Raw genomic sequence first — 25616 nt, forward strand, 5'->3', positions numbered from 1 at the left:
GTGCTGAAGTTCTGTACAACTGCGCAACCTTGTGGCGTACGCGCAGCTCCGGTCAGATGTCGAGGAACCGGACGTCCTTGGCGTTGCGCTGGATGAAGCTGCGCCGAGACTCGACGTCCTCACCCATCAGCACCGAGAAGATCTCGTCAGCCGCGGCCGCGTCATCGATGGTGACCTGCATCAACGTACGGTGCTCCGGGTCCATCGTGGTGTCCCAGAGCTCCGTGTAGTCCATCTCGCCGAGACCCTTGTAGCGCTGGATCCCGTTCTCCTTGGGGATCCGCTTGCCCTTGGCGATGCCCTCCTGGAGGAACGCGTCGCGTTCCCTGTCGGAGTAGACGTAGTCGTGCGGGGCGTTCGTCCACTTGAGCCTGTACAGCGGCGGTTGCGCCAGGTACACGTGCCCCTGCTCGATGAGCGGTCGCATGTACCGGAACAGCAGCGTCAGCAGCAGCGTGCAGATGTGCTGGCCGTCGACGTCCGCGTCGGCCATGAGCACGATCTTGTGATACCGCAGCTTCGCGATGTCGAAGTCCTCGCCGATGCCGGTGCCGAACGCCGTGATCAGGGCCTGGACCTCGGCGTTGGACAGCGCCTTGTCCAGGCGCGCCCGCTCCACGTTGAGGATCTTGCCGCGCAGCGGCAGGATCGCCTGGTTGTGCGGGTCACGGCCACGCACCGCCGAACCGCCGGCGGAGTCGCCCTCGACGATGTAGATCTCGCACTCTTCGGGGCGGTTCGACTGGCAGTCCTTCAGCTTGCCGGGCATCCCGCCCGAGCTGAGGATCCCCTTGCGTCGGGTCGCCTCGCGTGCCTTGCGGGCCGCGATGCGCGCCTGCGACGCCGAGATCGCCTTGCGGATGATGTCCCGCGCCTCGTTCGGGTGGGCGTCGAACCAGTCGACCAGCTTCTCGCGCACGACGCGCTGGACGAACGTCTTCGCCTCGGTGTTGCCGAGCTTGGTCTTCGTCTGCCCCTCGAACTGCGGCTCGCCCAGCTTGACGCTCAGCACCGCGGTGAGCCCCTCGCGGATGTCGTCACCCGTGAGGTTCTCCTCCTTCTCCTTGAGGATCGCCTTGTCCCGGGCGTACGAGTTGACCAGGCCGGTCAGCGCCGCACGGAAGCCCTCCTCGTGGGTGCCGCCCTCCGTCGTCGAGATCGTGTTGGCGAACGTGTGCACCGACTCGCTGTACGCGCTGGTCCACTGCAGCGCGATCTCGAGCGAGATCTTCGCCGTCGTGTCCTCCGACTCGATGTCGATGATCTCCGGGTGGATGATCTCCGACCGCTTCGCCGCGTTGATGTGCTTGACGTAGTCGATCAGGCCGTCGTCGTACTTGTACGTGACCGTTCGTACCGCGCCGTCCTCGGACTCGGCGTCGTGGACCTCGTCGTCCGGGGACGCGGCAGCCGCGGCGTCGTCATCATCGGCGACGCCCTCGACGGCGTCGGGCACGCCGGTGATCTCGTCCGGGCCGGAGACGTGCTCGGTCCGCTCGTCCGTCAGCGTGATCCGCAGGCCCTTGTTGAGGAACGCGTACTGCTGGAACCGCGACCGGAGCGTCTCGAAGTCGAAGTCCGTCGTCTCGAAGATGGTGCCGTCGGCCCAGAACGTCTGCGTCGTGCCCGTCTCCTGCGTGGCCTCGAGCCGCTGCAGCTCACCGACCGGAGCGCCGCCGTCGGCGAACTCCTGGCGCCAGGCGTAGCCGTCACGGCGCACCTCGGTGACCACCCGCGACGAGAGGGCGTTGACGACCGAGATGCCCACGCCGTGCAGACCGCCGGAGACGGCGTAGCCGCCGCCCCCGAACTTTCCGCCCGCGTGCAGGATCGTCATGACGACCTCGATCGTCGGCCGGCCCTCGGTGGGGTGCATCGCCACGGGGATGCCACGGCCGTTGTCGACGACGCGCACCCCGCCGTCCGCCAGGAGCGTGACGTCGATGGTGTCCGCGTGGCCGGCGAGAGCCTCGTCGACCGAGTTGTCCACGACCTCGTACACGAGATGGTGGAGACCTCGCGCGCCGGTGGACCCGATGTACATGCCGGGTCGCTTGCGGACTGCCTCGAGGCCCTCGAGGACGGTGATGTTCCCGGCGTCGTAGCTGTTGTCGGATCGCTGAGCCACAGGCTGTAGCACTCCTCGTCGTCCAGGCACGCGACGGGGTGTCCCGGACCGAGGTCCGGGCCGCAGCACAGGGACGGGCACGGGTGTGCCGGCTGCGGGTCGGTGCCGTGCGCCACCGGGGGACCATCGAGGCCCGAGCAGTCGTCGACCGGCCCGATCGGGCCGGTCGCACGGTTCTCCACGGACCCGGATCGACACCCGGGGACACCCACCGAGTCTACCGGAGATCCGCGGGAAATCGCGGCCACCGGGCCGCCGAGCGTGTGCTCTCCCACACGTTGTCCACAGGTTTCTCCACATCGACCACCAGCCTGGTCAGCCGAAGGTGTCACCCGGCCCGGGACCGCGCACCGACCGGCGTCCACGACGGAAGCTCGGCCCCGCCGGACCGAGCACCGAGACCCGCTCCACGACGCCCTCGCCGACCTCCTCGTCGAGCCGCCGCATCAGCGTCGGCACGAGCAGCCGCACCTGCGTCGCCCACGCCGTGGAGTCCGCCCGCACCACCAGGACCTTGTCCTCGAACGTCTCCGGCGTGCAGTGGTCCGCGACCTGGTCCCCGACCACCTCGCGCCACCGGCCGATCACCCCACCGACCGAGACCTCCTCGTGCCAGCCCTTGTCCCGCAGCAGCCTTGCCACCACGTCCGAGACCAGCCGCGGGTCGCGGGCGTTCGGCCCCTTGCCGGGATCCTTGCGCGGCTCCGCCAGGGCCGACCGGCGCGACGGGCTCCCCGGGCGCAGACCCTTGGCCCGCGCGGCCGCCTTGGCGCGGTTCAGCGCCTCGCGGGCCACCTCGGACCGCGGCGTCAGCTCGGTGCGTTCGACGACGGGACGCGGGTCACGCTCGCGCCGCTCGTCCGGGGAGCCGAGCGGGTCCGCGGGACCGCCGTCGGCCCCCTGCTCAGACACGACGTACCCGCCCCGGCGTGACCTCGAAGCGGGCACCCAGGAGAGCCTCCGGGACGTCCTGCGGCACCGCGGCCGTCACCAGCACCTGCCGCGCCGGGACCACGAGCTCCGCGAGCCGCTCGCGACGGCGGACGTCCAGCTCGGCGAAGACGTCGTCGAGGATCAGCACCGGGTCCGCGTCCGAGCCGTGGTCCGGGTCCCAGAAGACTCCCTCGGTCTCGATCGGCTCCGACCCGCCGCCCAGCAGCCGGAACGCCGCGAGGCGCAGAGCCAGCGCGAACGACCACGACTCCCCGTGGCTCGCGTAGCCCTTCGCAGGAAGATCGCCGAGGGAGAGCACGAGATCGTCCCGGTGCGGCCCGACGAGGCTCTGTCCCCGCTCGATCTCCTGCGGCCGCTGCTCCTCGACGGCGGCGGCCAACAGCTTCTCGAGCTCCTCCGGCGCCACCGCGTCCGACGGTCCGTCGGGCAGCACCGCCGAGCGGTACCGGATCTGCGCCTCGCTGTCCGCGTCGCTGACCTGCTCGTACGCCGTCGCCACGAGCGGCTGCAGGGAGCGCACGAGCGCGGTGCGCCACGCCAGCACCTGCCCACCGAGCTGGGCCGCGCGGGCGTCCCAGACCTCCAGCGCCGACAGGTCCGGGTCGCGCCCGGCGGCCCGGTGACCACGCAGCGACTTCAGCAGCGCCGACCGCTGACGGACCACGCGCTCGTAGTCGGCCAGCACGCCGGCGGCACGGGGGAGGAGCTGCACGACGAGCTGGTCCAGGAAGCGGCGCCGGCCGTCCGGGTCGCCCTTGACGAGACCCAGGTCCTCCGGGGCGAACAGGACGGTGCGCAGGATCCCGAGGACGTCGCGCGCGCGGCCGAGCTGGCCGCGGTTCACGCGAGCCCGGTTCGCCTTGCCCGCGGTGATCTCCAGCTCGACCGTCGACGCTCGCTCGCCCCGGACGACGCGGGTCCGGACCACCGCACGCTGGGCGCCGGCACGGATCAGCGGGGTGTCGTTCGCGACCCGGTGGCTGCCGAGCGTCGCGACGTACCCCAGAGCCTCCACGAGATTCGTCTTGCCGCGGCCGTTGCGGCCCACGAACGCGTTGGGGCCCGGCTCGAGCTCGACGTCGGCTGCCTCGTAGGACCGGAAGTCGAGCAGGGAGAGGTGCGAGACGTACATGACCCCAGTGTCGCGCGGACTACTCGGCCGAGGGCTTCGTGGCGTGTCCGCCGAACTGCTGGCGCAGCGCTGCCACGGCCTTCATCGCCGGGGAGTCGTCCTGGCGCGAGGAGAACCGGGAGAACAGCGCTGCCGAGATGACGGGGAGCGGGACGGCGTTGTCGATCGCCTCGTCCACCGTCCAGCGGCCCTCGCCCGAGTCCGCGACCCAGTCGTCGATCGCCGTGAGCTCAGGGTCCTCCTCGAGGGCCTTGACCATGAGGTCGAGCAGCCACGAACGCACCACCGTGCCGCGCTTCCACGCGCGCATCGTGCCGTGGACGTCGGTGACGACGTCCTTCTTCGCGGACAGCAGCTCGTAGCCCTCGGCATAGGCCTGCATCAGCCCGTACTCGATGCCGTTGTGCACCATCTTGGCGAAGTGTCCCGCCCCGACGTTGCCAGCGTGCACGAAGCCCTCCTCGCGCGGACCCTCGGGCCGCAGCGCGTCGAAGATCGGCATGAGGTACGCGACCTGGTCGTCGGGTCCACCGCACATCAGGCCGTAGCCGTTCTCCAGGCCCCAGATGCCACCGGAGACGCCCACGTCGACGTACCCGATGCCGCGCTCCGCGAGCTCGGCCGCACGCGCCTGGTCCTCCGGGTAGTGGGAGTTGCCGCCCTCGATGACGATGTCGCCGTCGCCCAGCAGGGTTCCGAGCTCCTGGACCACGCCGCGCGTCGGTTCACCGGCCGGGACCATCACCCACACCACGCGTCGCGGCCCGGGCAGCGCGGCGACGAGCGCCGCGAGCGATGCGACGTCGGACACCTCGGGACGCGGGTCGTAGCCCGTGACCTCGATGCCCGCGCGGCGCAGACGCTCGCGCATGTTGTTGCCCATCTTGCCCAGACCGACCAGTCCCATGTGGGTGACCATGTGGAGAACCTCCTGGATAGGCGTGCTGCGAGCGTACGGGCCTCGAGGAGAACCCGCCCTGACTCAGGACGAGAAGCGGATCGGGACCAACAGGTAGCGGTAGGCGGACGAGTCCTCGCCGTCCAGAGACTCCTGGCCGGTGAACTCCACCGGCTTGTTGGGGTGCGTGAACGACAGCCGGACGAAGTCCGTGCCGAGCGCGCCCAGACCGTCCAGCAGGAACTGCGGGTTGAAGGCGACCTGGATGTCCTCACCGACGAGAACCGCCTCGAGGGCCTCGGACGCCTGCGCGTCGTCGCCCTGGCCGGCGTCGAGCACGACCTGGCCCTCGGAGAACGCGAGGCGGATCGGGGTGTTGCGCTCGGCCACGAGCGCGACGCGCTTGGCAGCGTCGATGAGTGCCTGGGTGGGGACGACGGCGTGGATCGGCGTGGCGTCCGGGAACAGCCGCCGCACGGCCGGGTAGTCGCCGTCGACCAGCTGGGACGTCGTGTGCCGGCCACCGGCCTCGAAGCCGATGAGATCGATCCCCTCGCCGGTGGAGAGGCCGATGTTGACCTGGCCACCGCCCGCGCCGAGCGACTTCGCGACGTCGTTGAGGGTGCGGGCGCGCACCAGCGCGACGGCCGAGTAGCCCGGCGTGGCGGGCGTCCACGTCAGCTCACGCAGCGCAAGACGGTACCGGTCGGTCGCGAGCAACGTGATCCGTTCGCCCTCGATCTCCATCCGGACGCCGGTGAGGAGCGGGAGCGTGTCGTCCCGGCTCGCTGCCACGCTGACCTGCGCGACGGCGTGCGTCAGCGAGTCGCCGGGCACCGTGCCGGTGAGCTCGGGCATCGCCGGCAGGGCCGGGTAGTCCTCGACGGGCATGGTGAGCAGCGTGAACCGGGAGGCGCCACAGGTCAGCGCCACCTTGTTGCCCTCGACCGTGACGTCCACCGGCTTGCTGGGCAGGGCACGGGAGATCTCGGCGAGGAGGCGGCCGGAGACGAGCACCGTGCCCGGCTCGGAGACCTCGGCGGGGATCTCGGAGCGGGCCGAGACCTCGTAGTCGAAGCTCGCCAGGCCGATGGTCCCCGCGGCGTCGGCCTCGAGGCGGACACCCGCCAGGACCGGGGCCGGCGGCCGCGTGGGGAGCGTACGGGCCGTCCAGGTCACGGCCTCGGCCAGGACGTCACGTTCAACCCGGAACTTCATCCCACTCCTCAGTGTGCTCGTGCGGTGCGACGACATGCCTGGCAGCAGCGCCGTCGTCCGTGCAAACCCTACCGTGCCGAGGCCCGGGAGGAAGGGCGTGCCGTCACTGCCGTCCAGCGCTTCGAAGGCGTGTGGATCTCTCCTGGGATAAACACGTTCATCGTCGTCGTAGGGGTTGTGGATCATGGGGAAAACCGCTGTCTTCCCAGGTCAGAGGGCTTGCAAGGCTGTGGAGAGGGTTGGGGGCGAACCTGTGGGCAACAGGGTGCCCCTGTGGACGGTGGTTTCTGTACCCACAGGCGTCCACCGATGAGGGTGCGTTCGTCCACCGGTTCTGCGGCGTGTTCCACAGGCATCCACAGATTTGTCCACAGGTGTGCACCGGGCTGAGACCGGAATCGGGGGAGTTGTCCACCGATGCGGTCCACAGGATGGGGACAGCTCGGCTGAAATCGCATGTTCTCGGGCACGCTTCTGTGGGAAACCCTGTGAACACGAGGTTCTCCACAGGGCTGTGGACTTGTGGATCAGCCGCGATGCTGTTGCTTGATGCGGCTCGTCAGCTCCGTGACCTGGTTGTACGTCGACCGGCGCTCGGCCATCTGCCCGGCGATCTTCTTGTTCGCGTGCATGACCGTCGTATGGTCGCGGCCGCCGAACTGCTGGCCGATCTTGGGCAGGGAGAGGTCTGTCAGCTCGCGGCACAGGTACATGGCGATCTGCCGGGCGGTCACGAGCACCCTGGACCGGGACGTGCCGCAGAGGTCGTCGATCGTGAGACCGAAGTACGCGGCGGTCTGGGCGATGACCATGGCCGGGGTGATCTCGGTGGCCTGGTCGTCGTCGGTGATGAGGTCCTTGAGGACGATCTCGGTCAGGGCGAGGTCCACCTGCTGCTTGTTCAGGTTGGCGAACGCCGTCACCCGGATGAGCGCTCCCTCGAGCTCGCGGATGTTCGTCGAGATGCGCGAGCCGATGTAGCTCAGGACCTCTGCCGGCACGTCGAGCCGCTCGCTCGCGGCCTTCTTGCGCAGGATGGCGATACGGGTCTCGAGGTCGGGCGGCTGGACGTCCGTGATGAGACCCCACTCGAACCGGGAGCGCAGGCGGTCCTCGAACCCGTCGAGCTGCTTGGGCGGGACGTCGGAGGTGATGACCACCTGCTTGTCCGCGTTGTGCAGCGCGTTGAAGGTGTGGAAGAACTCCTCCATCGTCTGTTCCTTGCCCTGCAGGAACTGGATGTCGTCGATGAGCAGGACGTCGACGTCGCGGTAGCGCCGCTGGAACGCGCCGGTGCGTCCCTCGCCGATGCTGTTGATGAAGTCGTTGGTGAACTCCTCGGAGTTCACGTACCGCACCCGCACGTGCGGGTAGAGGTTGTGGGCGTAGTGACCGATCGCGTGCAGGAGGTGGGTCTTGCCCAGCCCGGAGTCGCCGTAGATGAAGAGGGGGTTGTAGGCCTTGGCCGGCGCCTCGGCCACCGCCACGGCGGCCGCGTGCGCGAACCGGTTGGAGGAGCCGATGACGAACGTCTCGAAGATGTACTTCGGGTTCAGCCGCGTGGGCTCCGCTGCCTCCTTGCGCGCCGGCGGCGCGGTGCGGGGCACCGAGGTCCGCTCGGGGGCGGAGATGTCGTGCTCGGGCTCCTCGGAGGGCGGGCTGTAGTCCTGCGTGGGCCCGGCCAGCGCCTCGTGGCTGAGCTCCGGGTCGACGGTGATCCCGAAGCGGATGTCGCGCCCGAGCGTCGACGACATCGCCGAGACGAGCTGGTCACGCACGCTCGTCTCGAGGTAGTTGCGCGTCTGCTCGTGCGGGACGGCGATGAAGACCGTGTCCTCCAGGATCGCCATCGGCTTCGCGAGCTTGATGAAGGCGAGCTGCCGCTGGGTCATGTCCGACCGCGCCTCGAGGGTCGCCAGGGTCTGTGACCAGACCTCGGTGATGTCGGCGTCGGGCTGGGGCACGGGGGTTCCTCCGGGCGGTCGGGTGACAGTGTCCACATAGTTTTCCACACCCTGTGGAACCTGTGGACATCGGTGTGGACGACGGCGGACCGGCAGTGGTCGTGTCGTCGTCGTCACGCTGGGCCCGGTTGACCGGAGAGGCTCCGACGGCGTAACGTCGGACAGCCGTTCCAGGTACTTTCGCGCGCCCTCCTTCGGGCGAGCGGCCTCGGGTCGGCCCGGTCGACACACTGCCCGTGCGGACACCGACCTGCAACCTGACCGACATCGTCGAGGACCTGACGGTGTGCCTCCCCGACGTTTTCTTGGAGTACCTCGTGAGCAAGCGGACCTTCCAGCCGAACAACCGCCGTCGTGCGAAGACCCACGGTTTCCGGCTGCGCATGCGCACCCGTGCCGGCCGCGCCATCCTGGCGAACCGCCGTCGCAAGGGCCGCGCCGACCTCGCTGCCTGAGCCGTGCTCCCTGCGGCGCGTCGCATGCGCCGCTCTTTCGACTTCGAACGAGCGGTGCGCGGTGGCGCGCGCGCAGGGCGCTCGACCGTCGTCGTCCACCTGACCCGAGCACCGGGGCAGGTGGACGGCCCTTTGGTGGGCCTGGTGGTCTCCAAGGCGGTCGGGAACGCCGTGCACCGGAACTTGGTGAAGCGGCGCCTGCGAGGCATCGCAGCCGCCCACCTCGCCGAGCTGCCCGCGGACGCCCTCGTGGTCCTGCGCGCGCTGCCGGCGTCCGCTGCGGCGGACTACTCCCGCCTCGCCCGCGACGTCTCCCGCGGCATCTACAAGGCGCTCGCCCGGTTCGCGGGGCCGGGCTGATGGCCGGCTCGGTTCTCGGACGCAGCCGAGAGCTGATGCGCGCCGTCCCGACGGCAGTGCTCGTCGGGGCGATCCGCGTCTACCAGGCCGTCGTGTCGCCGATGACCGGTCCGACCTGCAAGTACTACCCGTCCTGCTCGCAGTACGCGCTGGTCGCAGTCCGTACGCACGGACCGCTGCGGGGGACCGGACTCGCCCTCTGGCGGATCCTGCGGTGCAACCCGTGGAGCCTCGGCGGCGTCGACGACGTGCCGCCGGCTCGTCAGCACGAGCACCGCGGCGCCCACACGCACTGACCTCCCGGGGTCGCGCCACCCGGACTCAGCTTCCGACAGAGGAGACATTTCGGGATGATCGATACCATCCTGTACCCCATCCAGTGGGTCGTGGCCTGGATCATGTACGGGTCCCATCAGTTCTTCACCCTGCTGGGCTTCCAGGACGGTCCGGGCTTCGCCTGGGTGCTGTCGATCGTCGCACTGGTGATCGCCATCCGTATCCTGCTGATCCCACTGTTCTTCAAGCAGATCAAGGCCTCGCGCGGTATGCAGATGATGCAGCCGGAGCTCCAGGCGATCCAGAAGAAGTACAAGAACAAGAAGGACCCGTCGTCGCGCGAGGCCATGGGTCGCGAGACGATGGAGCTGTACCGCAAGCACGGCACCAACCCGATGGCCTCGTGCATGCCGATCCTCCTGCAGTCGCCGATCTTCTTCGCCCTGTTCCGGCTGCTCTACAACCTGGGCGACATCTCGACCGGTGCCGACTCGGCGATCGGGCCGATCGACCAGTCGGTCGCCGCCGACATCGAGCACTCCTCGCTCTTCGGCGCGCAGCTCTCAGACATCTTCCTGCAGACGGACGACTGGGGTGCCCGGATCGTCATCCTGGTCCTCATCGTCGCGATGAGCGCCACGACGTTCTTCACGCAGCGCCAGCTCACGATGAAGAACATGCCGAAGGCCGCGCTCGAGGGGCCGATGGCGAACACGCAGAAGATGATGCTCTACGCGCTGCCGGTGATCTTCCTGATCTCGGGCGTGAACTTCCCTGTCGGTGTCCTGATCTACTGGACCACGACCAACCTCTGGTCGATGGGGCAGCAGTTCTACACGATCAAGCGTATGCCGGCGCCGGGCTCCGAGGCGGAGCGCCAGCTCAAGGAGAAGCAGGCCGCGAAGGCTGCCAAGAAGGGCATCGTCGCCGAGGAGCCCACCGAGATCGCGCCGCCGAAGCCCGTCGGCCAGCGTGAGCAGCCGGTGCGGAAGAACCGCAAGAAGAAGAAGAGATGAGGTCAGCCATGACGAGCGACGCGACGCCCGAGAACGGCAAGACGCTGGTGGCACGGCTCGAGGAGGAGGGTGAGGTCGCCGCGGACTACCTCGAGGAGCTGCTCGACATCGCCGACCTGGACGGTGACATCGACCTCGACATCCACCACGAGCGCGCCGCGGTCGAGGTGGTCTCCGAGGAATCCCCCCGGTCTCTCGACGCGCTGGTCGGCAGGAACGGCGAGGTGCTGGAGGCGCTTCAGGACCTCACGCGACTGGCGGTGCAGGCGCGCACGGGGGAGCGGAGCCGACTGATGCTCGACGTCGGCGGTTTCCGCGCGGGGCGGCGCGCCGAGCTCGAGACGCTCGCGACCGATGCGATCACGCGCGTGCGGGAGTCCGGAGAGACGGAGTCCTTGGAACCGATGAACGCCTTCGAGCGCAAGGTGGTGCACGACGTCGTGGCCGCGGCGGGCTTGGTGAGCGACTCGGCCGGAGTCGAGCCGCAGCGGCACGTGGTGATCCATCCGGCGGGGGACACCACGGCGTGACGACCGCCGACGGGGCCCGCTGTTTCACGTGAAACAGCGGGCCCTCGTCGTGTCTGGAGGATGCTGACCAAGGAGGGGACGAGCCATGCTGGACCCCGACGTGAGTGACAGGATGGTGCGCATGGAATCGGACGAGACGATCGGGACGAGCGCGGCGGTACGCGACTACTTCGGCGAGCACTACGACGCGGTGGCCCGGTTCCACGCCCGGCTACGGGACGAAGGCGAGCTTCGCGGGCTGATCGGCCCGCGCGAGGTCGATCGCCTGTGGGAGCGACACGTCCTCAACTCCGCGGCGGTCGTGCCGTTCCTCGCATCGGCGAACACTGTGGCGGACATCGGATCCGGCGCCGGGCTGCCCGGCGTCGTCATCGCGATCCTGCGTCCCGACGCCACGGTGCACCTGATCGAACCCATGGAGCGACGGACCACCTGGCTCGAGGAGGTCGTCGACGACCTCGGGCTGACGAACGTCGAGGTCAAGCGAGGCCGCGCGGAGGAGTATGACGGCGCGTTGGAGGTCGACGCGGTGACATCTCGTGCGGTGGCAGCTCTGTCGAAGCTCGCACGGATGAGCCTTCCGCTCGTCAGGCCCGGCGGAGAGTTGGTCGTCCTCAAGGGACGCAATGTCGCGCAGGAGATCGAGCCGGCGCGAAAGATCCTGCGCAAGCTCGCCGTCGGAGAGCCGGAGATCCTGGAGGGCCGGACGGTCGACGGCGTGGAGTCGACGACGGTCCTCCGCGTCCGCCGCAAGTAGCGCTACGGCTCGCGGCCCGGCATGTTTCACGTGAAACGTGCCGGGCCGTCGTCGTGCTGTGGGCGCTTCGTCGCGAGGTGCATGACGTGCGGGTGTCAGCGCCGCGGCCGTGGGTGCGAGGCCGTAGAGTGAGCGCGGAACTGCATCGACGTGCGACGCGACGTGGAGGAACGACCCGTGAGCATGAGCGCCGACCGCCAGGACGCCTCGTCCGAGGACGGTACCTGGAGCACCCCTGACGCGCGCGACGCCGGTGTTTCACGTGAAACATCCCCCTCGCCGGAGATCGGCGGTGGATCCACCTCGCACCCGGGAGCTCCGCACGCGGGAGCCTCGCACGCGGGGGATCTGCACCGGGAGGCGCTGATCTCCTCCGTGCCGGAGGTGGACGAAGACACGCCCTTGGCCGCACAGCTGGCGCTGGATGCGCGACGCCGGCTCGAGCTGGACGGACGGAGGTTCCCGCGTCCCGAACGCACGCGGATCATCACCGTCGCCAACCAGAAGGGCGGCGTCGGCAAGACGACGACCACGGTGAACCTCGCCGCCGGCCTGGCTCGGGCTGGGCTGAAGGTCCTCGTGATCGACAACGATCCTCAGGGCAACGCCTCCACAGCGCTGGGCATCGAGCACCGTGCTGGGACGCCGTCCATCTACGAGGTCCTCGTCGAGGACGAGCCCATCGAGACGGCGGTCCAGGCATGCCCGGACGTCGAAGGGCTGTGGGGCGTGCCGGCCACCATCGACCTCTCAGGTGCCGAGATCGAGCTGGTGTCGCTGGTCTCCCGCGAGACGAGGCTGCGCAAGGCTCTCGACCGGTATCTCGACGAGCGCACGGCGCGCGGTGAGGAGCCGATCGACTACGTCTTCGTGGACTGCCCGCCGAGTCTGGGCCTGCTCACGGTGAACGCGTTCGTCACGGGCCGCGAGGTCCTCATCCCGATCCAGTGCGAGTACTACGCCCTGGAAGGCCTGAGCCAGCTCCTCAAGACGATCGAGCTCATCAAGGCGCACCTGAACCCCGAGCTCGTGGTGTCGACGATCCTCCTGACGATGTACGACGGACGCACCAACCTTGCGCAGCAGGTGGCCGCCGAGGTCCGGCAGCACTTCCCGGACCAGACCCTGCGGACTACGGTCCCACGCTCGGTGCGCATCTCCGAAGCGCCCTCCTACGGCCAGACGGTCATGACTTATGACCCGGGATCGACCGGCGCCCTGGCCTACCTGGAGGCGGCGCGCGAGATGTCAGAGCACTCAGTTCAACGCGCTGACCTGCGATGACGCGCGTAGCATCGAAGCAGTACGGTGAGTCGCGATCGGTCACGGCCGCAGCACCGAGACCCGACGAAGACGGTCCGACACCCGGACGGAACCAGGAGGCTGGTGGATCATGAGCCAGAAGAAGCGAGGGCTCGGCCGTGGGCTGGGGGCTCTGATTCCTCAGGGGCCACCGCAGGACAAGCCGGTGGATGTCTTCTTCCCACAACGTGACGAGGCACAGGACGCACCCGGAGCGGTCATGACCGCCTCGGACGACGACCATGGTGGTGACGAACCCGAGCGTGCTGCCGAGACCTCAGCAGCGGCTGGCGAACGCACCGGACGGCGATCGGCGTCCTGGGACTCGGCGATCGCGGGCGGTCGGCTGAGCATCAACGGCAGTGGCCGGACGGACGACCCGATCGACCCGGTGTCGGCGCTGGCGGGCCTCGCCGACCGGCTGGAGTCGGAGTCCAGCGCGGCTGCCGACGGCGGGTACGGATCGCCGGGGACGATCGAGATCACCGAGCACGACGCCCCGGAGGACCTTGCCTCGGCGACCGAGCCGGCAGACTCGGCGCCCGGCACCCCTGCCGGCAGTGCGGCGTCGGCGGCGGGCGATTCGGGAGAGGGCGAGGACGCCCTGGTCCCGGTACCCGGCGCTCGCTTCGCCGAGGTGCCGGTCGATCAGATCCGGCCGAACTCGCGTCAGCCGCGAACCGTCTTCGACGAGGGGGAGCTCGACGAGCTGATCGAGTCGATCAGCGAGATCGGTGTGCTGCAACCCATCGTCGTCCGGCCGGACCCTGACGCCTCGGCAGGTTTCGAGCTGATCATGGGGGAGCGGCGGTGGCGTGCAGCGCAAGAAGCGCGGCTCGAGACCATCCCGGCGATCATCCGCTCCACGGACGACTCGGACATGCTCCGTGACGCACTGCTGGAGAACCTGCACCGCGCTGCGTTGAACCCGTTGGAGGAGGCGGCGGCGTACCGCCAGTTGCTCGACGACTTCGGGTGCACCCACGAGGAGCTGGCCACGCGGATCGCCCGCTCGCGGCCGCAGATCTCGAACACCCTCCGGCTGCTGAAGCTGCCTCCGTTGGTTCAGCGGCGGGTGGCGGCGGGCGTGCTCTCTGCAGGCCACGCCCGTGCCCTGCTCGGGCTCACGGACGGCGCGGAGATCGAGCGGCTCGCGCAGCGGATCGTCTCGGAAGGACTTTCGGTGCGGGCGACGGAAGAGGTGGTCACGCTGATCGCGGAGGGCAGCGAGGACAAGCCCGCTGCACGGGCTCCGCGAGCTGGTCAACGCAGCGAGGCGATGGACGAGCTGGCGACCCGGCTCTCCGACCGGTTCGAGACGCGCGTGAAGGTCAACCTGGGCAAGACCAAGGGAAAGGTCACCGTCGAGTTTGCGTCCGTCGAGGACTTGAACAGGATCCTGACGGTCATGGCTCCGGAGGATCCCGGCTTCGCACCGTCCTAACCCCGCGGGCACAGAACCGGGCCCGGTCATGTTTCACGTGAAACAGGACCGGGCCCGTTGCTGTGGGTCCGGGTTTCGTGCCTTGGGCCCCTTGGGTGATGCGCGACGCCGCGATGCGGGGCACGTGCTGTTTCACGTGAAACGAAGCGGCGGTTCGATGTTTCACGTGAAACAGCACCGGTTCACCGTGGTCGGTGCCGGCCCGCCGACCATGCGGGACCAGGCCGGTACGACGAAGAAGCGGCCGCCCCTGGTTCCGATGAACCAGAGGCGGCCGCCAGCGAACCATGAATCCTCAGACGAGAATGCCGTCGATCTCCTCGGCGAGCGCGCGCTTGGGGCGGGCACCGATGATCGACTTGACCACCTCACCGCCGGAGTAGACGTTCAGCGTCGGGATCGAGGTGATGCCGTAGGCCATCGTGGTGGCCTGGTTGGCGTCCGTGTCGAGCTTGACGATCTTGACCTTGCCCTCGTACTCCTCCGACAGTTCCTCGAGGATCGGGGCGACCATGCGGCACGGGCCGCACCAGGTAGCCCAGAAGTCCACCAGGACGGGGATGTCGGACTCGAGGACCTCGGACTGGAAGGTGTCGTCGGTGACTGCGACGGTAGGCATGCGGACTCCTTCGATGTGCGTGATGGGGGTCAGACGGCGTCGAGCGCGGCCGGGAGCTGCTCCGGGTCGGGCTCAGAGGCGAGGTCTGCCAGGTCGGAGAGGTAGGACTGCGCGTCCAGGGCGGCGGAGCAACCCGACCCTGCGGCGGTGATCGCCTGACGGTAGGTGTGGTCGACGAGGTCGCCGCAGGCGAACACCCCGGGGAGGTTCGTGCGGGTGGAGCGACCCTCCGCGATGACGTAGCCCTCGTCGTCCAGGTCGACCTGCCCGGCGAGCAGCTCGCTGCGAGGGTCGTGGCCGATGGCGACGAAGAGCCCGGTCACGTCGAGGTCGCGCTCAGTGCCCGTGACCGTGTCTCGCAGGCGCACCCCGGAGACCTTGTCCTCGCCATGGATGGCCGCCACCTCGCTGTTCCACGCGAAGTCGATCTTGGGATCGGCGAGGGCACGGTCTGCCATGATCTTGGAGGCGCGGAGAGCGTCGCGGCGGTGGATGATCGTGACCTTTGACGCAAAGCGGGTCAAGAAGGTCGCCTCTTCCATCGCGGAGTCACCCCCACCGACGACGGCGATGTGCTGGTCACGGAAGAAGAACCCGTCACACGTGGCACACCACGAGAGGCCGCGCCCCGACAGCTTCTTCTCCTCGGGAAGGCCGAGCTCGCGGTAGGCCGAGCCGGTGGCGAGGATGACCGTCCGCGATCGGAACGTCTCGCCGCCGCCCGTGACGACGGTCTTCACGTCGCCGGTCAGGTCGAGCGTCTCGGCGTCGTCCCAGAGCACCATCGCACCGAACTTCTCGGCCTGCTCGCGCATGGCGTCCATGAGGTCCGGTCCCTGGATCCCCGGGGGGAAGCCGGGGAAGTTCTCCACCTCGGTGGTGTTCATGAGAGCACCGCCGGCCGTGACGGACCCGGCCACGACGATCGGCGCCAGGCCTGCTCGTGCGGCGTAGATCGCGGCGGTGTACCCGGCAGGGCCGGAACCGACGATGACGATGTCGTGCAGCGCGGCGTCCGTGCTGGCCGGGGGGGTCGGCTGGTCGGTCACATCTACTCCTGCGGTTCGGTTCGGTACCGGCGCGGACCGGCACCAGGGGTCAACACACGGGGCATCGGCGATGTTCCGGGCGTCAGGACAGCGTGATCTCGTTGAGCTCGAGCCGGTAGCGGTCGGCCTCGTCCGTCCCCGGGAGCTCGGTGATCCACAGGACGAGAGAGTCGACGATGACGGCCTCGTCGAGCTCGATCGTCGTGTCTTCAGAGAACGATCCTTCCGCCAGCAGGTCGCCGCCCGTCGGGTCGTCGAGGCTGGTCGAACGGAGCTGCCACGCCCCGCCGCTGCCGTTGGTGTTGAGGTCGACCTGGGACACGGGGGCCGGCTCACGCAGCTCGACGCCGAAGCCGGCGCCCTCCTTGAAACCGCCCCAGGCAGGGTTGTTGTGGTAAGTCAGCGTGAACCAGAACGTCGAGGGGTCCGCGTCATAGGCGAGCTCCACGGCCTCCGGGTGCTCACCGTCGCCCGCCGGGTCGAGCTGCTCACCACTGTCGATGATCGGCCGGACCTCGGGCTCCTCGGTCTCGGTGGGCTCCTCCTCCGCAGCGTCGTCGGCTCCCTCGGTGGGCTCACCCTCGGTGGTGGCCTCCTGCGAGGTCTGCGCCTCGGGCGGTGGTTCGGAGCTGAACGGCGTGAAGGCCTGGGACATCGCCCAGACGGCGGCGAGCACGACGCCGACGAGCAGGACGCCGAGCACGATCGGCGTCGGGTTGACACCACGCTTCTTCGGGGCGGCGGTCGAGGCGAAGCCGCCGGTCGTGGGGCCGGCCGCCGACTGAGGGGCGCCCTGGGCCGCTGCGGGCTGCCCGGGCGCTGCCTGGGCATAGCCGGCCGGTGCAGGTTGGCCCGGGGCCGCAGCGGGGGACTGCCCGGCAGCAGGCGCCTGGCCGTAGGCAGGTCCTTGCCCGTAGGCGGGCGCCTGGCCATAGGCCGCCGTCTGGCCGTAGGCACCCTGGCCGGGAGGCGGAGGAACGGCGCCCTGCGCGGGAGGCTGCCCGTAGGGGGCACCGGCCGCGACGCCCGCCCCGGCGCCGACGACACCTGCCCGGGCGATCCTCCCGGTGGACGGACGGCGCACGGGGGGCGCGGGCGGGGGTGTGCCCGGGCGCGACGCGGAACCCGCCGGGCTGCCGGCTCCCAGCACGGACGAGCGCACGGGACGCTCGGGGGGCTGGACGAACCGGGGGAGGGCCGCCACGACGGACACCTGCCCCCACGGCTCGAGCGCGGCGACGATGTCGGCCGGCGTGGCCGGGGCACCGGCGTCGTCCCCGGTGAAGGTGCGGCGGACCACGACGTCGATCTCGTCGTCGACGTGCGGCACCAGCTCGGAGACCGGGACGACACCGTCGGGCCCGGTCTGAGCGGGCAGCGGCCGGACGGCGTCCGGAGCGATCCAGGGGACCTCGAGGCTGTCCGCGGCCCAGCGTGCGGTGAGCGCGTAGTAGCCCAGCGCGACCAGCCCGCGGGCGTCCATCGCGGCGGCCTCGGTGTCCGAAGGTTCGATCCCGGCGAGACCGGCATCGATGCCGAGGCCGGTGACGACCACGCGGTGTCCGTCGACGCGCACGGCCTCGGGGCGTAGGGCGCAGTGGTGCACCCCGCGCCGGCGCGCGGCCTCGAGGGCGGTCGCGGCCTCGCCCATGAGCGCGCGAGCCTGCTGGGCGTCCACGAGACCACGCGAGACGATCTGTGTGAGCGACTCGCCGGCGAAGGGCTCGGTGATGACGTAGGAACGCTCGCCCGCGCCCAGGTCGGTGGTGCCGACGTCGAGCACCCTGCACAGGCGCGAGTCGGCGACCAGCGCCGCGCGGCGTGCGGCGTCGAGGGCTGCCGCGGACTGGGGGCCGTCCACGAACGTGACGCGCACCGGACGGTCGAGGATCTGATCGTGAGCCTCCCACGCCTCCGCCGTCGCCAGGTCCGTGCTCGCGGGCTGGGTCAGCCGATAACGATCGACCATGACGGTCCCGGGCTGGACGGTGCTCACCTGGACGCCTCCGTAGGGGTGTGGTGGGAGAGTGGGCTCCGGCCGGATGAGCCGGTGGTCCGTTCCATCGGACCATGGTAGAGCGAAGTGCTGGTCAGAGGTCTCGTCATCGCGGGCTCCGGCGTACGCGTCGCAGAATCGGTGCGAGGGCGTCGTCGAGCTCGCGGACGCGGAGCAGCTTGAGCATGCCGAGGTAGACGCCGACCATCACGAGGCCGCCCACTGCCGTCACGAGCACGGCGTGCGGCCATGACGAGCCCGCGCCACCGTCCATCAGCTGGATGACGCCCCAGCCGAGGACTCCCGCGACGGCGGCTGCGACGGCGGCGCGGACATAGAGGCGCAGCACGCGCCCGCCGTCCATGCCGTGCAGCTTGCGGTTCATGCCACGCAGCCGCAGCAGCAGCGAGACCCAGGTGGACAGCGCGAAGGCGCCGCCCGCGGCGACCGCCCACCACGTCTCGGGCAGGGTGGCGACGGCGCCGGCCAGCGCGCCCACCAGGGTGACGGTGGCGGCGATCTGGATGAGGAACAGCCCGAGACCGTCCTCGAAGGCGAAGTACATGCGGCGGACGAGCACGGTGGCGCCGAGCGCGACGAGGCCGATCGACATGGCACGCAGGATGGGGGCGATCGCGTCGACCTCGGCGGCACCGAGCGACGGCAGGAGCGCCCCGGTGAGCGGCTTGGCGAGCACGAAGAGGACCGCGGCGGAGATGACGGAGAAGATGCCTGCCGACCGCAGGCCGAGGGACATGTCCGCACGGACCGCGGGGAGGTTCCCGGCCTGCACCGCCGCCGTCATGCGCGGGAAGAGGACGGTCACGATCGACACGATGACCAGGGAGTGGGGCAGCAAGTAGATGGTCATGGCCTGCGTGTAGGCCATGTTCCCGGCGGCGACCGCGCCGGTCGCCTCGACGGCTCGCGCCCCGCGACCCAGGACGTTCGTGAGGAACAGGACGCCGAGCTGTTCGAGGACGACGGCGCCGAGCGTCCAGCCGACGACGTTGCCCGCCGAGCGCAGCCCGATGCCGCGGAGCCCGAGGCGGAACCGCCAGGAGAAGCCGGAGCGGCGCAGCGCGACGACCAGCACCAGCGCCTGCGCGGCGATGCCGAGCGTCGCGGTACCGGCGAGCAGCGTCGTCATCGGCGTCGTCCACGCCGACAGGTCCGTGATGCCACGGTCCGGCGAGGTGCCCCACACCAGCAGGAAGGCACCGAACCCGAGCACCGAGACGACGTTGTTCGCGACCGGGGCCACGCCGTAGGCGCCGAACCGGCCGCGCGCGTTGAGCACCTGGCCGAGCAGCATGTACAGCCCGTAGAAGAAGACCTGGGGGATGCACCAGTAGGCGAAGACGGTCGCGAGGTGGCGCGCGTCGGTCGACCACGCGTCGCTGGTGGTGTAGGCCCACACGATGAGCGGGGCAGCGACGACGAGGACCGCGGTGAGCAGCAGGAGGCCGAGGCCGGAGAGGCTGAGGAGCTTGTCGAGCCTCTCCCGCGCGTTCTCCGCGTTCATCGCGCGCAGGATCTGCGGGATGAGGACGGCCTGCAGCACTCCCGCCGAGATCAGCGCGAACAGGACGTTGGGGAGCTTGTTGCCGATGTCGAACGCGTCCGCGACGGTACCGACCGCACCCACGCACGCGACGAGCAGCATGGACCGCACCAGGCCGGAGGCGCGTGACGCCGCCGTGCCGAGGGACATGGCGATCGATCCTCGGCCCAGGCCGGCCTTGCGCGCCCCGGAGTCCGACGGTTCGCCCGCGGGTCGGGCGTCGTCGGGGAGCGGGCCCGGCGCAGCCGGCTCGGGGTTGTCGGCGGTCATGCCTGGGTGTCCTCCGGTGAGTGCGTCGGCGGCTGGTGCGTCGGTGCGTCCTGAGGAACCACCGTCTCGGCGACGTCGGCGGTGGTACGGCGGTCCGACCGGCCGCGTCGCACGGTACGCCAGATTCCTGCGAGGAACAGCAGTCCCACTCCGGCGGCCATCACCGACGTGCCGACGGTCTCCCATCCGGCGCGGACCTGGACCGCGAACTCGGCCGGGGCGGTGACGGCGGCACCGCTCGGAGCGAGGACGTTCACCTCGAGGTTGGCGTCGCCGGAGGCGATGGCCCGCACGCGGACCTGGGCGTCGCGGGACTCGCCGGCGGGGATGACGACGGTGGGGGACGTCTCGACGATGAGCCGGGGGTCGTCCGGTTGCAACGTCACCGTGACGGTGGCGTCGACCGGCAGGTCGTTGCGGACCCGGACGGGGAGGTTGCCGGTGTCGCTGATCAGGAGCACGTCGGCCCGTCCGATGACCCGGATCCCGGACTGGACCTGTTCGGCGCGGATCCCGGCGAGCTGGACCGCGGCGTCCCGTGCGTCCTGGTCTCCGCGGTAGGCGATGGAGAGCGGTGCGACGAGATCGCGGTCCACGCTGGCCATGAGGGTGGCGGGGTCCGCGGCGACGGAGGCGAAGGACACGAGGCCGTCGAGCTCGTCGACGAGGGTGCGCACGGCCCGGGGCCCTAGCTCGGCGGCGTCGACGACGCGCTTCTCGAGGGCGGTGCGCGAGGCCCTGACGGGGGCCTCGGCGAGAACCTCGGTGAGCGGGACGACGTCCACCCAGGACCGGCCGACGAGTGCGGAGGTGACGGCGGTGTAGGCCTCGACGTCCGGTGACCAGCCCCGCGGCATCGCGGCGACGACGGAGACGGGGCGGCCGGAGTCGGCGGCGGCCATGGCGAGCACCGCGGTGTCGGCGAGCAGGCGCTGGGTGGCGGCCGGTGCCGAGCCCGCGGTGCTCGCGGTGCTCGCGGCGAGGGCGCCGCCGAGGGCACGGTCGGCGACGACGACGGGGACGTCGCCCGCGGCGGTGGGCACGGTGTCGGTGGCGGAGGCTGTGACGCCGACGGTCGGCTCGAGGCCGTCGGCGACGAGGACGTGCTGCATCCCGGCGGACCGGGCCGCGCCGAGGGTGTCGAGGTCGGCGGTCCCCTCCGGCCAGGCGACCCGGGTGCTCCAGGCGTCGGGGGTCGACCAGCCGCTCGGCAGGCGCCCGGCCGGCGCGGTGACGGTGCGCAGGTCGCTCGGCTGGACGTCCGCGTGCGCCAGGGCCGCGAGGTCGACGTCGTACGGCGGGAGGGTGACGACGTCGGCCGCGCCGGGACGCTGCAGCCGGCTGGCCCACGCGCTGAGCTCTTCCGTGGAGGAGGTGGCGGCCGTGGCGACGACGGCGGGGTCGACGGCGAGCGAGAGGGGCGCGTCGTCCACCCCGGCGGCCGCGAGCAGCGCGTCGTAGGCTCCGCCCGGCGATGTACGTTCGGTGATCGTCGAGATGTACGCCTCTGGTGCGGCCGGGTCCAGAGGGGGGCCGGTCAGCGGCGCCACCAGCGTGAGGTCGACCGGTGCGGGTGCGGTCCGGCCGGCACGTCCGGTCCCGCCGTCCGGGTCGTACAACATGAACGAGTGCAGCACGTCGATCAGGCCGGCGTCGTCCCGCACGTCGACGGAGAGCTGGCGTGGGCCCCACTCGGCGTCGGCGCCGAGCTGGAGCGTGGAGACGCGCAGCTCGAACGTCACCTCCGCCGACTCGCCCGCCGGCAGGTCGTCCATCGGCAGGCTGAGCTGGCGGGCAGCGGTCCGGGTCGAGTCGTCGTCGGCCCACGTCGCCACGGTGGACCGGGCGGACACCTCGCGCCAGCCGACGCCCAGGTTCGCCTCCAACCCGGTCAGGGCGGTCTCCGAGTCGTTGGTCACGCGGACGGTGACGTCCTGGGTCTGGTCCGGGCCCACCACCGTGGGCGACATGTCGACGATCTCGACGGTGACGCCGCCACCCGCGGCGGCCGACGGCGCGGGGGCGAGCGGAACGGCGACCATCGCACCGGCCAGCACGAGGGCGGCCACGACGACGGCGAGAGCGCGGGGGAGCACCACCGCGGCACGGGAGTCGATCACGCGGTGGGCCTCACTCGACGAGCTCCGGGCTGTCGGACAGCGCCTGCAGGGCCGTGGCGGCCAGACGCTGCTCGTTCGGGTACGCGAGGCGGTCGGGAAGCTCGTCGAGCGGCACCCAGCAGGCGTCCTCGGCCTCGCCGTCCGGGTCGCCGGCGGCAGTGATGGTCCCGCCCTCGGACCGCAGCAGGAAGTGGTGCACCACCTTGTGGACGCGCCGGTCCTCACCGCTGAACCAGTAGTCGATCACGCCCAGGGTGGTGCGGACGGTCCCGACGATGCCCGTCTCCTCGCGGATCTCCCGGACCGCGGCTTCCTCCGGTGTCTCCCGCCCCTCGAGGTGGCCCTTCGGCAGGCACATCTCCAGCCGGCCGGCGCGGTTGCGCCGCAGGATCACCGCGGCCCGGTGGCCGGAGACGTGGCGCTCGACGACGAGACCGCCGGCCGAGGTCTCGTCCACGACGGGCAGGTGCCCGGAGGGAAGGTTGGTGGCCGGCGCGGCCGCGGGGACGGGCGTGCCGCTCTGCCGACGGGCAGGATCGACCCGTAGGGGGTGTCCGCCGGGCGGGACGGGCACCGGCACGGGCGGGCGCCCGTCGGAAGCGCCTGGCGCCGGTGCCGCAGAAGACATGCGCACACCCTACCGAGTTCGTCGGGGCATCCGGACGACGCGCGGCCCAGAGATCGCCCAGCGCTCGCTCCGGCACAAACTGGGACAAAATCCGCAACGGGAACTCTGGTGCGACGCCGACGCGCGAGCGGCCGCGATCTGGGAGGATGGGACGTCGTGTCGACCCCAGCGAACCCTGCCCCCGCCCGGCTCCTCCACCAGGCCCTGAGCGTGCTGACCCAGATGGCCCCCGCCGCTGTCGAGCTCGGCGAGACCTTCGCCGCGGCCGGGCACGAGCTGGCCCTCGTGGGCGGTCCGGTCCGCGACGCGTTCCTCGGCCGCGCGAGCGCCGACCTCGACTTCGCGACCTCGGCCTCTCCTGATGAGACGCAGCGGCTGCTGGCACGCTGGGGCGACGCCCACTGGGACATCGGCAAGGAGTTCGGCACCATCGGCGCCCGGCGGTTCGGCCGGGGCGCCGCCGACACGGGCACCGCAGACGACATCGTCGTCGAGGTGACCACGTACCGCACCGACGAGTACGACGCCGCCTCCCGCAAGCCGGTCGTGGCGTTCGGCGACTCGCTCGACGGCGACCTCTCTCGGCGCGACCTCACTGTCAACGCCATGGCTGTGCGCCTGCCGGACCTGACGTTCGTCGACCCGTTCGGAGGGCTCGCCGACCTGGCGGCGAAGGTGCTGCGCACCCCGATCGCCCCGGAGCGCTCGTTCGACGACGACCCGCTGCGCATGCTCCGCGTGGCGCGGTTCGCCGCGCAGCTCGGGTTCGACGTCGAGCCGGCGACCCACGCGGCGATCGTGGACATGGCTCCGCGGCTCGACATCGTCTCGGCGGAGCGGGTGCAGGCCGAGCTGACGAAGCTGGTGTGCGCGCCGTCGCCGCGGGCCGGGCTGCAGGTGCTCGTGGAGACCGGCCTCGCCGACCGGGTGCTGCCCGAGCTGCCCGCGCTGCGCCTGGAGATCGACGAGCACCACCGGCACAAGGACGTCTACGAGCACTCCCTCATCGTGCTCGACCAGGCCGTCGCGCAGGAGACGGGACCGGAAGGCCCCGTACCGGCGCCGGACCTGGTGCTGCGGCTCGCCGCGCTGCTGCACGACATCGGCAAGCCCTCGACGCGCCGGTTCGAGTCCGGCGGAGGTGTCAGCTTCCACCACCACGAGGTGGTCGGGGCGAAGATGGTGGCCAAGCGGCTGCGGGCCCTGAAGTTCGAGAAGCAGGTGGTCAAGGACGTCGCGCGGCTCGTCGAGCTGCACCTGAGGTTCCACGGCTACGGCGACGGCGCCTGGAGCGACTCCGCGGTGCGCCGGTACGTCACCGACGCCGGGCCGCTGCTCGAGCGGCTGCACCGGCTCACCCGGGCGGACTGCACCACCCGGAACCGGCGCAAGGCGAAGCGGCTCGCGGACGCCTACACGGACCTGGAGAACCGCATCGCGGCGCTGCGTGAGCAGGAGGAGATCGACTCGATCCGACCCGACCTGGACGGGACGCAGATCATGGAGATCCTCGGCATCGGCCCGGGCCCGGCGGTGGGCGCGGCGTACAAGCACCTGCTCGCGCTGCGCATGGAGCACGGCCCGCTCGGTACGGAGCGCGCGACGGCGGAGCTGACGGCCTGGTGGGAATCTCGCCAGGAGTGAGGTCCCGCCCCTAGGGTGGGGCGCGCGAGGTCGCCGCGTCCTGCGGGACCTGTCGAGCGGAGGCGGACCATGGGGACCGATCGCAGGGCACGTGCGGGAGCGACCGCCTTCTACGCCGTCCAGGGACTGTGCTTCGCCGGGCTGCTGGCCCAGGTGCCCACCCTGCAGGACGGCCTGGGATCTCGGACGCCGAGCTGACGCTGGTGCTGCTCGTGGTACCGGTGGTGGCGGGCCTCGGCAGCGTCCTCGCGGGACACCTGGCACCGCGCACGGGGAGCGCGGTGCTGCTGCGCGTCGCGGGCCCGCTCGTCGCGCTGGCCGTCCTCGCGACCGGCCTCGCGCCGTCGACGGCGGTCCTCTACCCCGTGGTGGCGCTGGTGGGGCTCCTGCTCGGCATGGTCGACGCCACGATGAACATGCAGGGCGTCGCGGTGGAGCGTCGGTACGGGCGCAGCCTGCTCAACTCGTTCCACGGCGCCTGGAGCGTCGGCGGAGTCCTCGGCTCGCTGGCGGCGGTGCTCGCCCACTCCCTCGACTGGGGGCTCGTGGCAGGGCTCGGACTGGTCGCGGCGGTGGCGGTCGTGGTGGACCTGGTGGCGGCGCCGCTGCTGCTGGACCATCGGGCAGACGTGCCGCCGTCGGTCACGGGCGCGAGCACCGATGCCGCTCCGGCGCGGGTGCCGTGGCGGCCGGTCCTGCTGGTCGGCACCGCCGTCGCCATCGTCTACCTGGCGGACTCCGCCGTCTCGAACTGGTCGACCAAGTACATCGCCGACGCGCTGGCCAGTACGGCCGAGGTGGCGCCGCTGGGGCTGGCCGCGTACCTCGGTTGCCAGCTCGTCGGCCGGCTCGCGGCGGACGCCCAGGTGAACCGGTTCGGCCCGGTGCTGCCGGTGGCGGTCGGCGGGCTGATCGGCGCGACCGGCCTCGGCCTCGTGGCCCTCGCCCCGGTGCCGTGGGTCGCCGTCCTGGGCTTCGCCGCGACCGGCCTGGGGCTCAGCGTCGTCGTGCCGCTGTCGTTCTCCGTCGCCGGGGCGCTCGACACGACCGGTGTGGCGGTCGCGCGCGTGAACCTCTTCAACTACGTCGGTTTCGTGCTGGGTGCGGGTCTGATCGGCGGGGTAGCGGAGCTCGCGAGCCTGCGTTGGGCGTTCACCGTGCCGGCGGTGATCGCCCTGGGCGTCGTCGCACTCGCCCCGGCGTACCGGGTGGCGGCGCGCGCCACGAGGCACGGGCCGCCGCCCGCCGAGGTAGTGCGGGACGCCGCGCGGTAGTACCGCGCCGGGCGTCGT

At 70.9% G+C, this 25616-nt stretch carries 23 protein-coding genes; 11 read left to right on the top strand and 12 right to left on the bottom strand.

Annotation, left to right across the window (positions count from 1 at the left end; genetic code table 11):
• Window positions 1-52: 52 nt before the first annotated feature.
• The 6 genes from gyrB to dnaA all read right to left on the bottom strand — a co-directional run bounded on the left by gyrB (window position 53) and on the right by dnaA (window position 8294).
• Window positions 53-2128 (bottom strand): DNA topoisomerase (ATP-hydrolyzing) subunit B, encoded by a 2076-nt coding sequence (gyrB, locus tag ACH5HR_RS14935; protein ID WP_416478585.1) that lies wholly within the window; start codon window positions 2126-2128, stop codon window positions 53-55.
• 315 nt (window positions 2129-2443) lie between these two features.
• Window positions 2444-2941: a DciA family protein gene (locus ACH5HR_RS14940; RefSeq protein WP_402375112.1), complete on the bottom strand. Its 498-nt coding sequence runs from the start codon at window positions 2939-2941 to the stop codon at window positions 2444-2446.
• 91 nt (window positions 2942-3032) lie between these two features.
• Window positions 3033-4214 carry a DNA replication/repair protein RecF gene (gene recF, locus ACH5HR_RS14945; protein ID WP_416478586.1) on the bottom strand — a complete coding sequence of 394 codons (1182 nt, stop codon included), beginning with the start codon at window positions 4212-4214 and terminating at the stop codon, window positions 3033-3035.
• A gap of 19 nt (window positions 4215-4233) precedes the next feature.
• A complete protein-coding gene (gnd, locus tag ACH5HR_RS14950; RefSeq protein ID WP_402374889.1) occupies window positions 4234-5133 on the bottom strand; it encodes a phosphogluconate dehydrogenase (NAD(+)-dependent, decarboxylating) in 900 nt (299 codons plus the stop codon).
• A gap of 63 nt (window positions 5134-5196) precedes the next feature.
• Window positions 5197-6330: a DNA polymerase III subunit beta gene (gene dnaN / locus ACH5HR_RS14955; protein WP_402374891.1), complete on the bottom strand. Its 1134-nt coding sequence runs from the start codon at window positions 6328-6330 to the stop codon at window positions 5197-5199.
• 527 nt (window positions 6331-6857) lie between these two features.
• Entirely contained in the window at window positions 6858-8294 is a 1437-nt protein-coding gene (gene dnaA / locus ACH5HR_RS14960; protein ID WP_402374893.1) for a chromosomal replication initiator protein DnaA, read from the bottom strand.
• 317 nt (window positions 8295-8611) lie between these two features.
• Here dnaA and rpmH point away from each other — a divergent pair, with 317 nt between their 5' ends.
• From rpmH to ACH5HR_RS15000, 8 genes are all read left to right on the top strand, one after another.
• Complete coding sequence (gene rpmH / locus ACH5HR_RS14965) at window positions 8612-8749, top strand: 50S ribosomal protein L34 (protein WP_402375114.1); 138 nt, start codon at window positions 8612-8614, stop codon at window positions 8747-8749.
• Between the two features lie 3 nt (window positions 8750-8752).
• Window positions 8753-9109: a ribonuclease P protein component gene (gene rnpA, locus ACH5HR_RS14970; protein ID WP_416478588.1), complete on the top strand. Its 357-nt coding sequence runs from the start codon at window positions 8753-8755 to the stop codon at window positions 9107-9109.
• 35 nt (window positions 9110-9144) lie between these two features.
• The gene (gene yidD / locus ACH5HR_RS14975; RefSeq protein WP_402374897.1) at window positions 9145-9405 is read left to right on the top strand and encodes a membrane protein insertion efficiency factor YidD; all 261 of its coding nucleotides are present in this window, start codon (window positions 9145-9147) and stop codon (window positions 9403-9405) included.
• 54 nt (window positions 9406-9459) lie between these two features.
• The gene (gene yidC / locus ACH5HR_RS14980; protein WP_416478590.1) at window positions 9460-10401 is read left to right on the top strand and encodes a membrane protein insertase YidC; all 942 of its coding nucleotides are present in this window, start codon (window positions 9460-9462) and stop codon (window positions 10399-10401) included.
• Complete coding sequence (locus tag ACH5HR_RS14985) at window positions 10398-10931, top strand: Jag family protein (RefSeq protein WP_402374901.1); 534 nt, start codon at window positions 10398-10400, stop codon at window positions 10929-10931. Before yidC ends, ACH5HR_RS14985 begins: the two co-directional genes overlap by 4 nt.
• A 121-nt stretch (window positions 10932-11052) precedes the next feature.
• Window positions 11053-11688, top strand: coding sequence for a 16S rRNA (guanine(527)-N(7))-methyltransferase RsmG (gene rsmG / locus ACH5HR_RS14990; protein ID WP_402374903.1), 636 nt, complete (start codon window positions 11053-11055; stop codon window positions 11686-11688).
• Between the two features lie 183 nt (window positions 11689-11871).
• A complete protein-coding gene (locus ACH5HR_RS14995; RefSeq protein WP_402374905.1) occupies window positions 11872-12972 on the top strand; it encodes a ParA family protein in 1101 nt (366 codons plus the stop codon).
• A gap of 109 nt (window positions 12973-13081) precedes the next feature.
• Window positions 13082-14434 carry a ParB/RepB/Spo0J family partition protein gene (locus tag ACH5HR_RS15000; RefSeq protein WP_416478592.1) on the top strand — a complete coding sequence of 451 codons (1353 nt, stop codon included), beginning with the start codon at window positions 13082-13084 and terminating at the stop codon, window positions 14432-14434.
• A gap of 295 nt (window positions 14435-14729) precedes the next feature.
• On the opposite strand, the gene trxA is transcribed toward ACH5HR_RS15000, so the two are convergent.
• The 6 genes from trxA to ACH5HR_RS15030 form a co-directional block, all read right to left on the bottom strand.
• Window positions 14730-15053 (bottom strand): thioredoxin, encoded by a 324-nt coding sequence (gene trxA / locus ACH5HR_RS15005; RefSeq protein ID WP_402374909.1) that lies wholly within the window; start codon window positions 15051-15053, stop codon window positions 14730-14732.
• A gap of 29 nt (window positions 15054-15082) precedes the next feature.
• A complete protein-coding gene (gene trxB, locus ACH5HR_RS15010) occupies window positions 15083-16102 on the bottom strand; it encodes a thioredoxin-disulfide reductase (RefSeq protein WP_402374911.1) in 1020 nt (339 codons plus the stop codon).
• Between the two features lie 82 nt (window positions 16103-16184).
• Window positions 16185-18098 (bottom strand): protein kinase family protein, encoded by a 1914-nt coding sequence (locus ACH5HR_RS15015; RefSeq protein WP_416478594.1) that lies wholly within the window; start codon window positions 18096-18098, stop codon window positions 16185-16187.
• 106 nt (window positions 18099-18204) lie between these two features.
• A complete protein-coding gene (murJ, locus tag ACH5HR_RS15020; protein ID WP_416478596.1) occupies window positions 18205-19932 on the bottom strand; it encodes a murein biosynthesis integral membrane protein MurJ in 1728 nt (575 codons plus the stop codon).
• On the bottom strand, window positions 19929-22052 hold the full coding sequence (locus tag ACH5HR_RS15025) for a DUF6049 family protein (RefSeq protein WP_416478597.1): 2124 nt from the start codon (window positions 22050-22052) through the stop codon (window positions 19929-19931). The genes murJ and ACH5HR_RS15025 overlap by 4 nt, the downstream gene beginning before the upstream one ends.
• A 10-nt stretch (window positions 22053-22062) precedes the next feature.
• Window positions 22063-22680: an NUDIX hydrolase gene (locus ACH5HR_RS15030; protein ID WP_402374919.1), complete on the bottom strand. Its 618-nt coding sequence runs from the start codon at window positions 22678-22680 to the stop codon at window positions 22063-22065.
• 156 nt (window positions 22681-22836) lie between these two features.
• Here ACH5HR_RS15030 and ACH5HR_RS15035 point away from each other — a divergent pair, with 156 nt between their 5' ends.
• The 3 genes from ACH5HR_RS15035 to ACH5HR_RS15045 all read left to right on the top strand — a co-directional run bounded on the left by ACH5HR_RS15035 (window position 22837) and on the right by ACH5HR_RS15045 (window position 25598).
• On the top strand, window positions 22837-24324 hold the full coding sequence (locus ACH5HR_RS15035) for a CCA tRNA nucleotidyltransferase (protein WP_416478598.1): 1488 nt from the start codon (window positions 22837-22839) through the stop codon (window positions 24322-24324).
• A gap of 69 nt (window positions 24325-24393) precedes the next feature.
• Entirely contained in the window at window positions 24394-24522 is a 129-nt protein-coding gene (locus ACH5HR_RS15040) for a hypothetical protein (protein WP_416478599.1), read from the top strand.
• Window positions 24523-24527: 5 nt separating this feature from the next.
• Window positions 24528-25598, top strand: a complete 1071-nt coding sequence (locus tag ACH5HR_RS15045) for an MFS transporter (protein WP_416478600.1) — start codon at window positions 24528-24530, stop codon at window positions 25596-25598.
• Window positions 25599-25616 lie beyond the last annotated feature (18 nt).

The organism is Isoptericola maris, from assembly GCF_048065335.1.
Lineage (GTDB): Bacteria > Actinomycetota > Actinomycetes > Actinomycetales > Cellulomonadaceae > Isoptericola > Isoptericola rhizosphaerae.

Coding starts and splice junctions, on each gene's coding strand:
- dnaN (WP_402374891.1), bottom strand. CDS start 6,330: ATGAAGTTCCGGGTTGAACGTGACGTCCTGGCCGAGGCCGTGACCTGG.
- ACH5HR_RS15040 (WP_416478599.1), top strand. CDS start 24,394: ATGGGGACCGATCGCAGGGCACGTGCGGGAGCGACCGCCTTCTACGCC.
- yidC (WP_416478590.1), top strand. CDS start 9,460: ATGATCGATACCATCCTGTACCCCATCCAGTGGGTCGTGGCCTGGATC.
- ACH5HR_RS14985 (WP_402374901.1), top strand. CDS start 10,398: ATGAGGTCAGCCATGACGAGCGACGCGACGCCCGAGAACGGCAAGACG.
- rsmG (WP_402374903.1), top strand. CDS start 11,053: ATGGAATCGGACGAGACGATCGGGACGAGCGCGGCGGTACGCGACTAC.
- ACH5HR_RS15000 (WP_416478592.1), top strand. CDS start 13,082: ATGAGCCAGAAGAAGCGAGGGCTCGGCCGTGGGCTGGGGGCTCTGATT.
- yidD (WP_402374897.1), top strand. CDS start 9,145: ATGCGCGCCGTCCCGACGGCAGTGCTCGTCGGGGCGATCCGCGTCTAC.
- gnd (WP_402374889.1), bottom strand. CDS start 5,133: ATGGTCACCCACATGGGACTGGTCGGTCTGGGCAAGATGGGCAACAAC.
- recF (WP_416478586.1), bottom strand. CDS start 4,214: ATGTACGTCTCGCACCTCTCCCTGCTCGACTTCCGGTCCTACGAGGCA.
- ACH5HR_RS15030 (WP_402374919.1), bottom strand. CDS start 22,680: ATGTCTTCTGCGGCACCGGCGCCAGGCGCTTCCGACGGGCGCCCGCCC.
- ACH5HR_RS14995 (WP_402374905.1), top strand. CDS start 11,872: ATGAGCGCCGACCGCCAGGACGCCTCGTCCGAGGACGGTACCTGGAGC.
- trxA (WP_402374909.1), bottom strand. CDS start 15,053: ATGCCTACCGTCGCAGTCACCGACGACACCTTCCAGTCCGAGGTCCTC.
- murJ (WP_416478596.1), bottom strand. CDS start 19,932: ATGACCGCCGACAACCCCGAGCCGGCTGCGCCGGGCCCGCTCCCCGAC.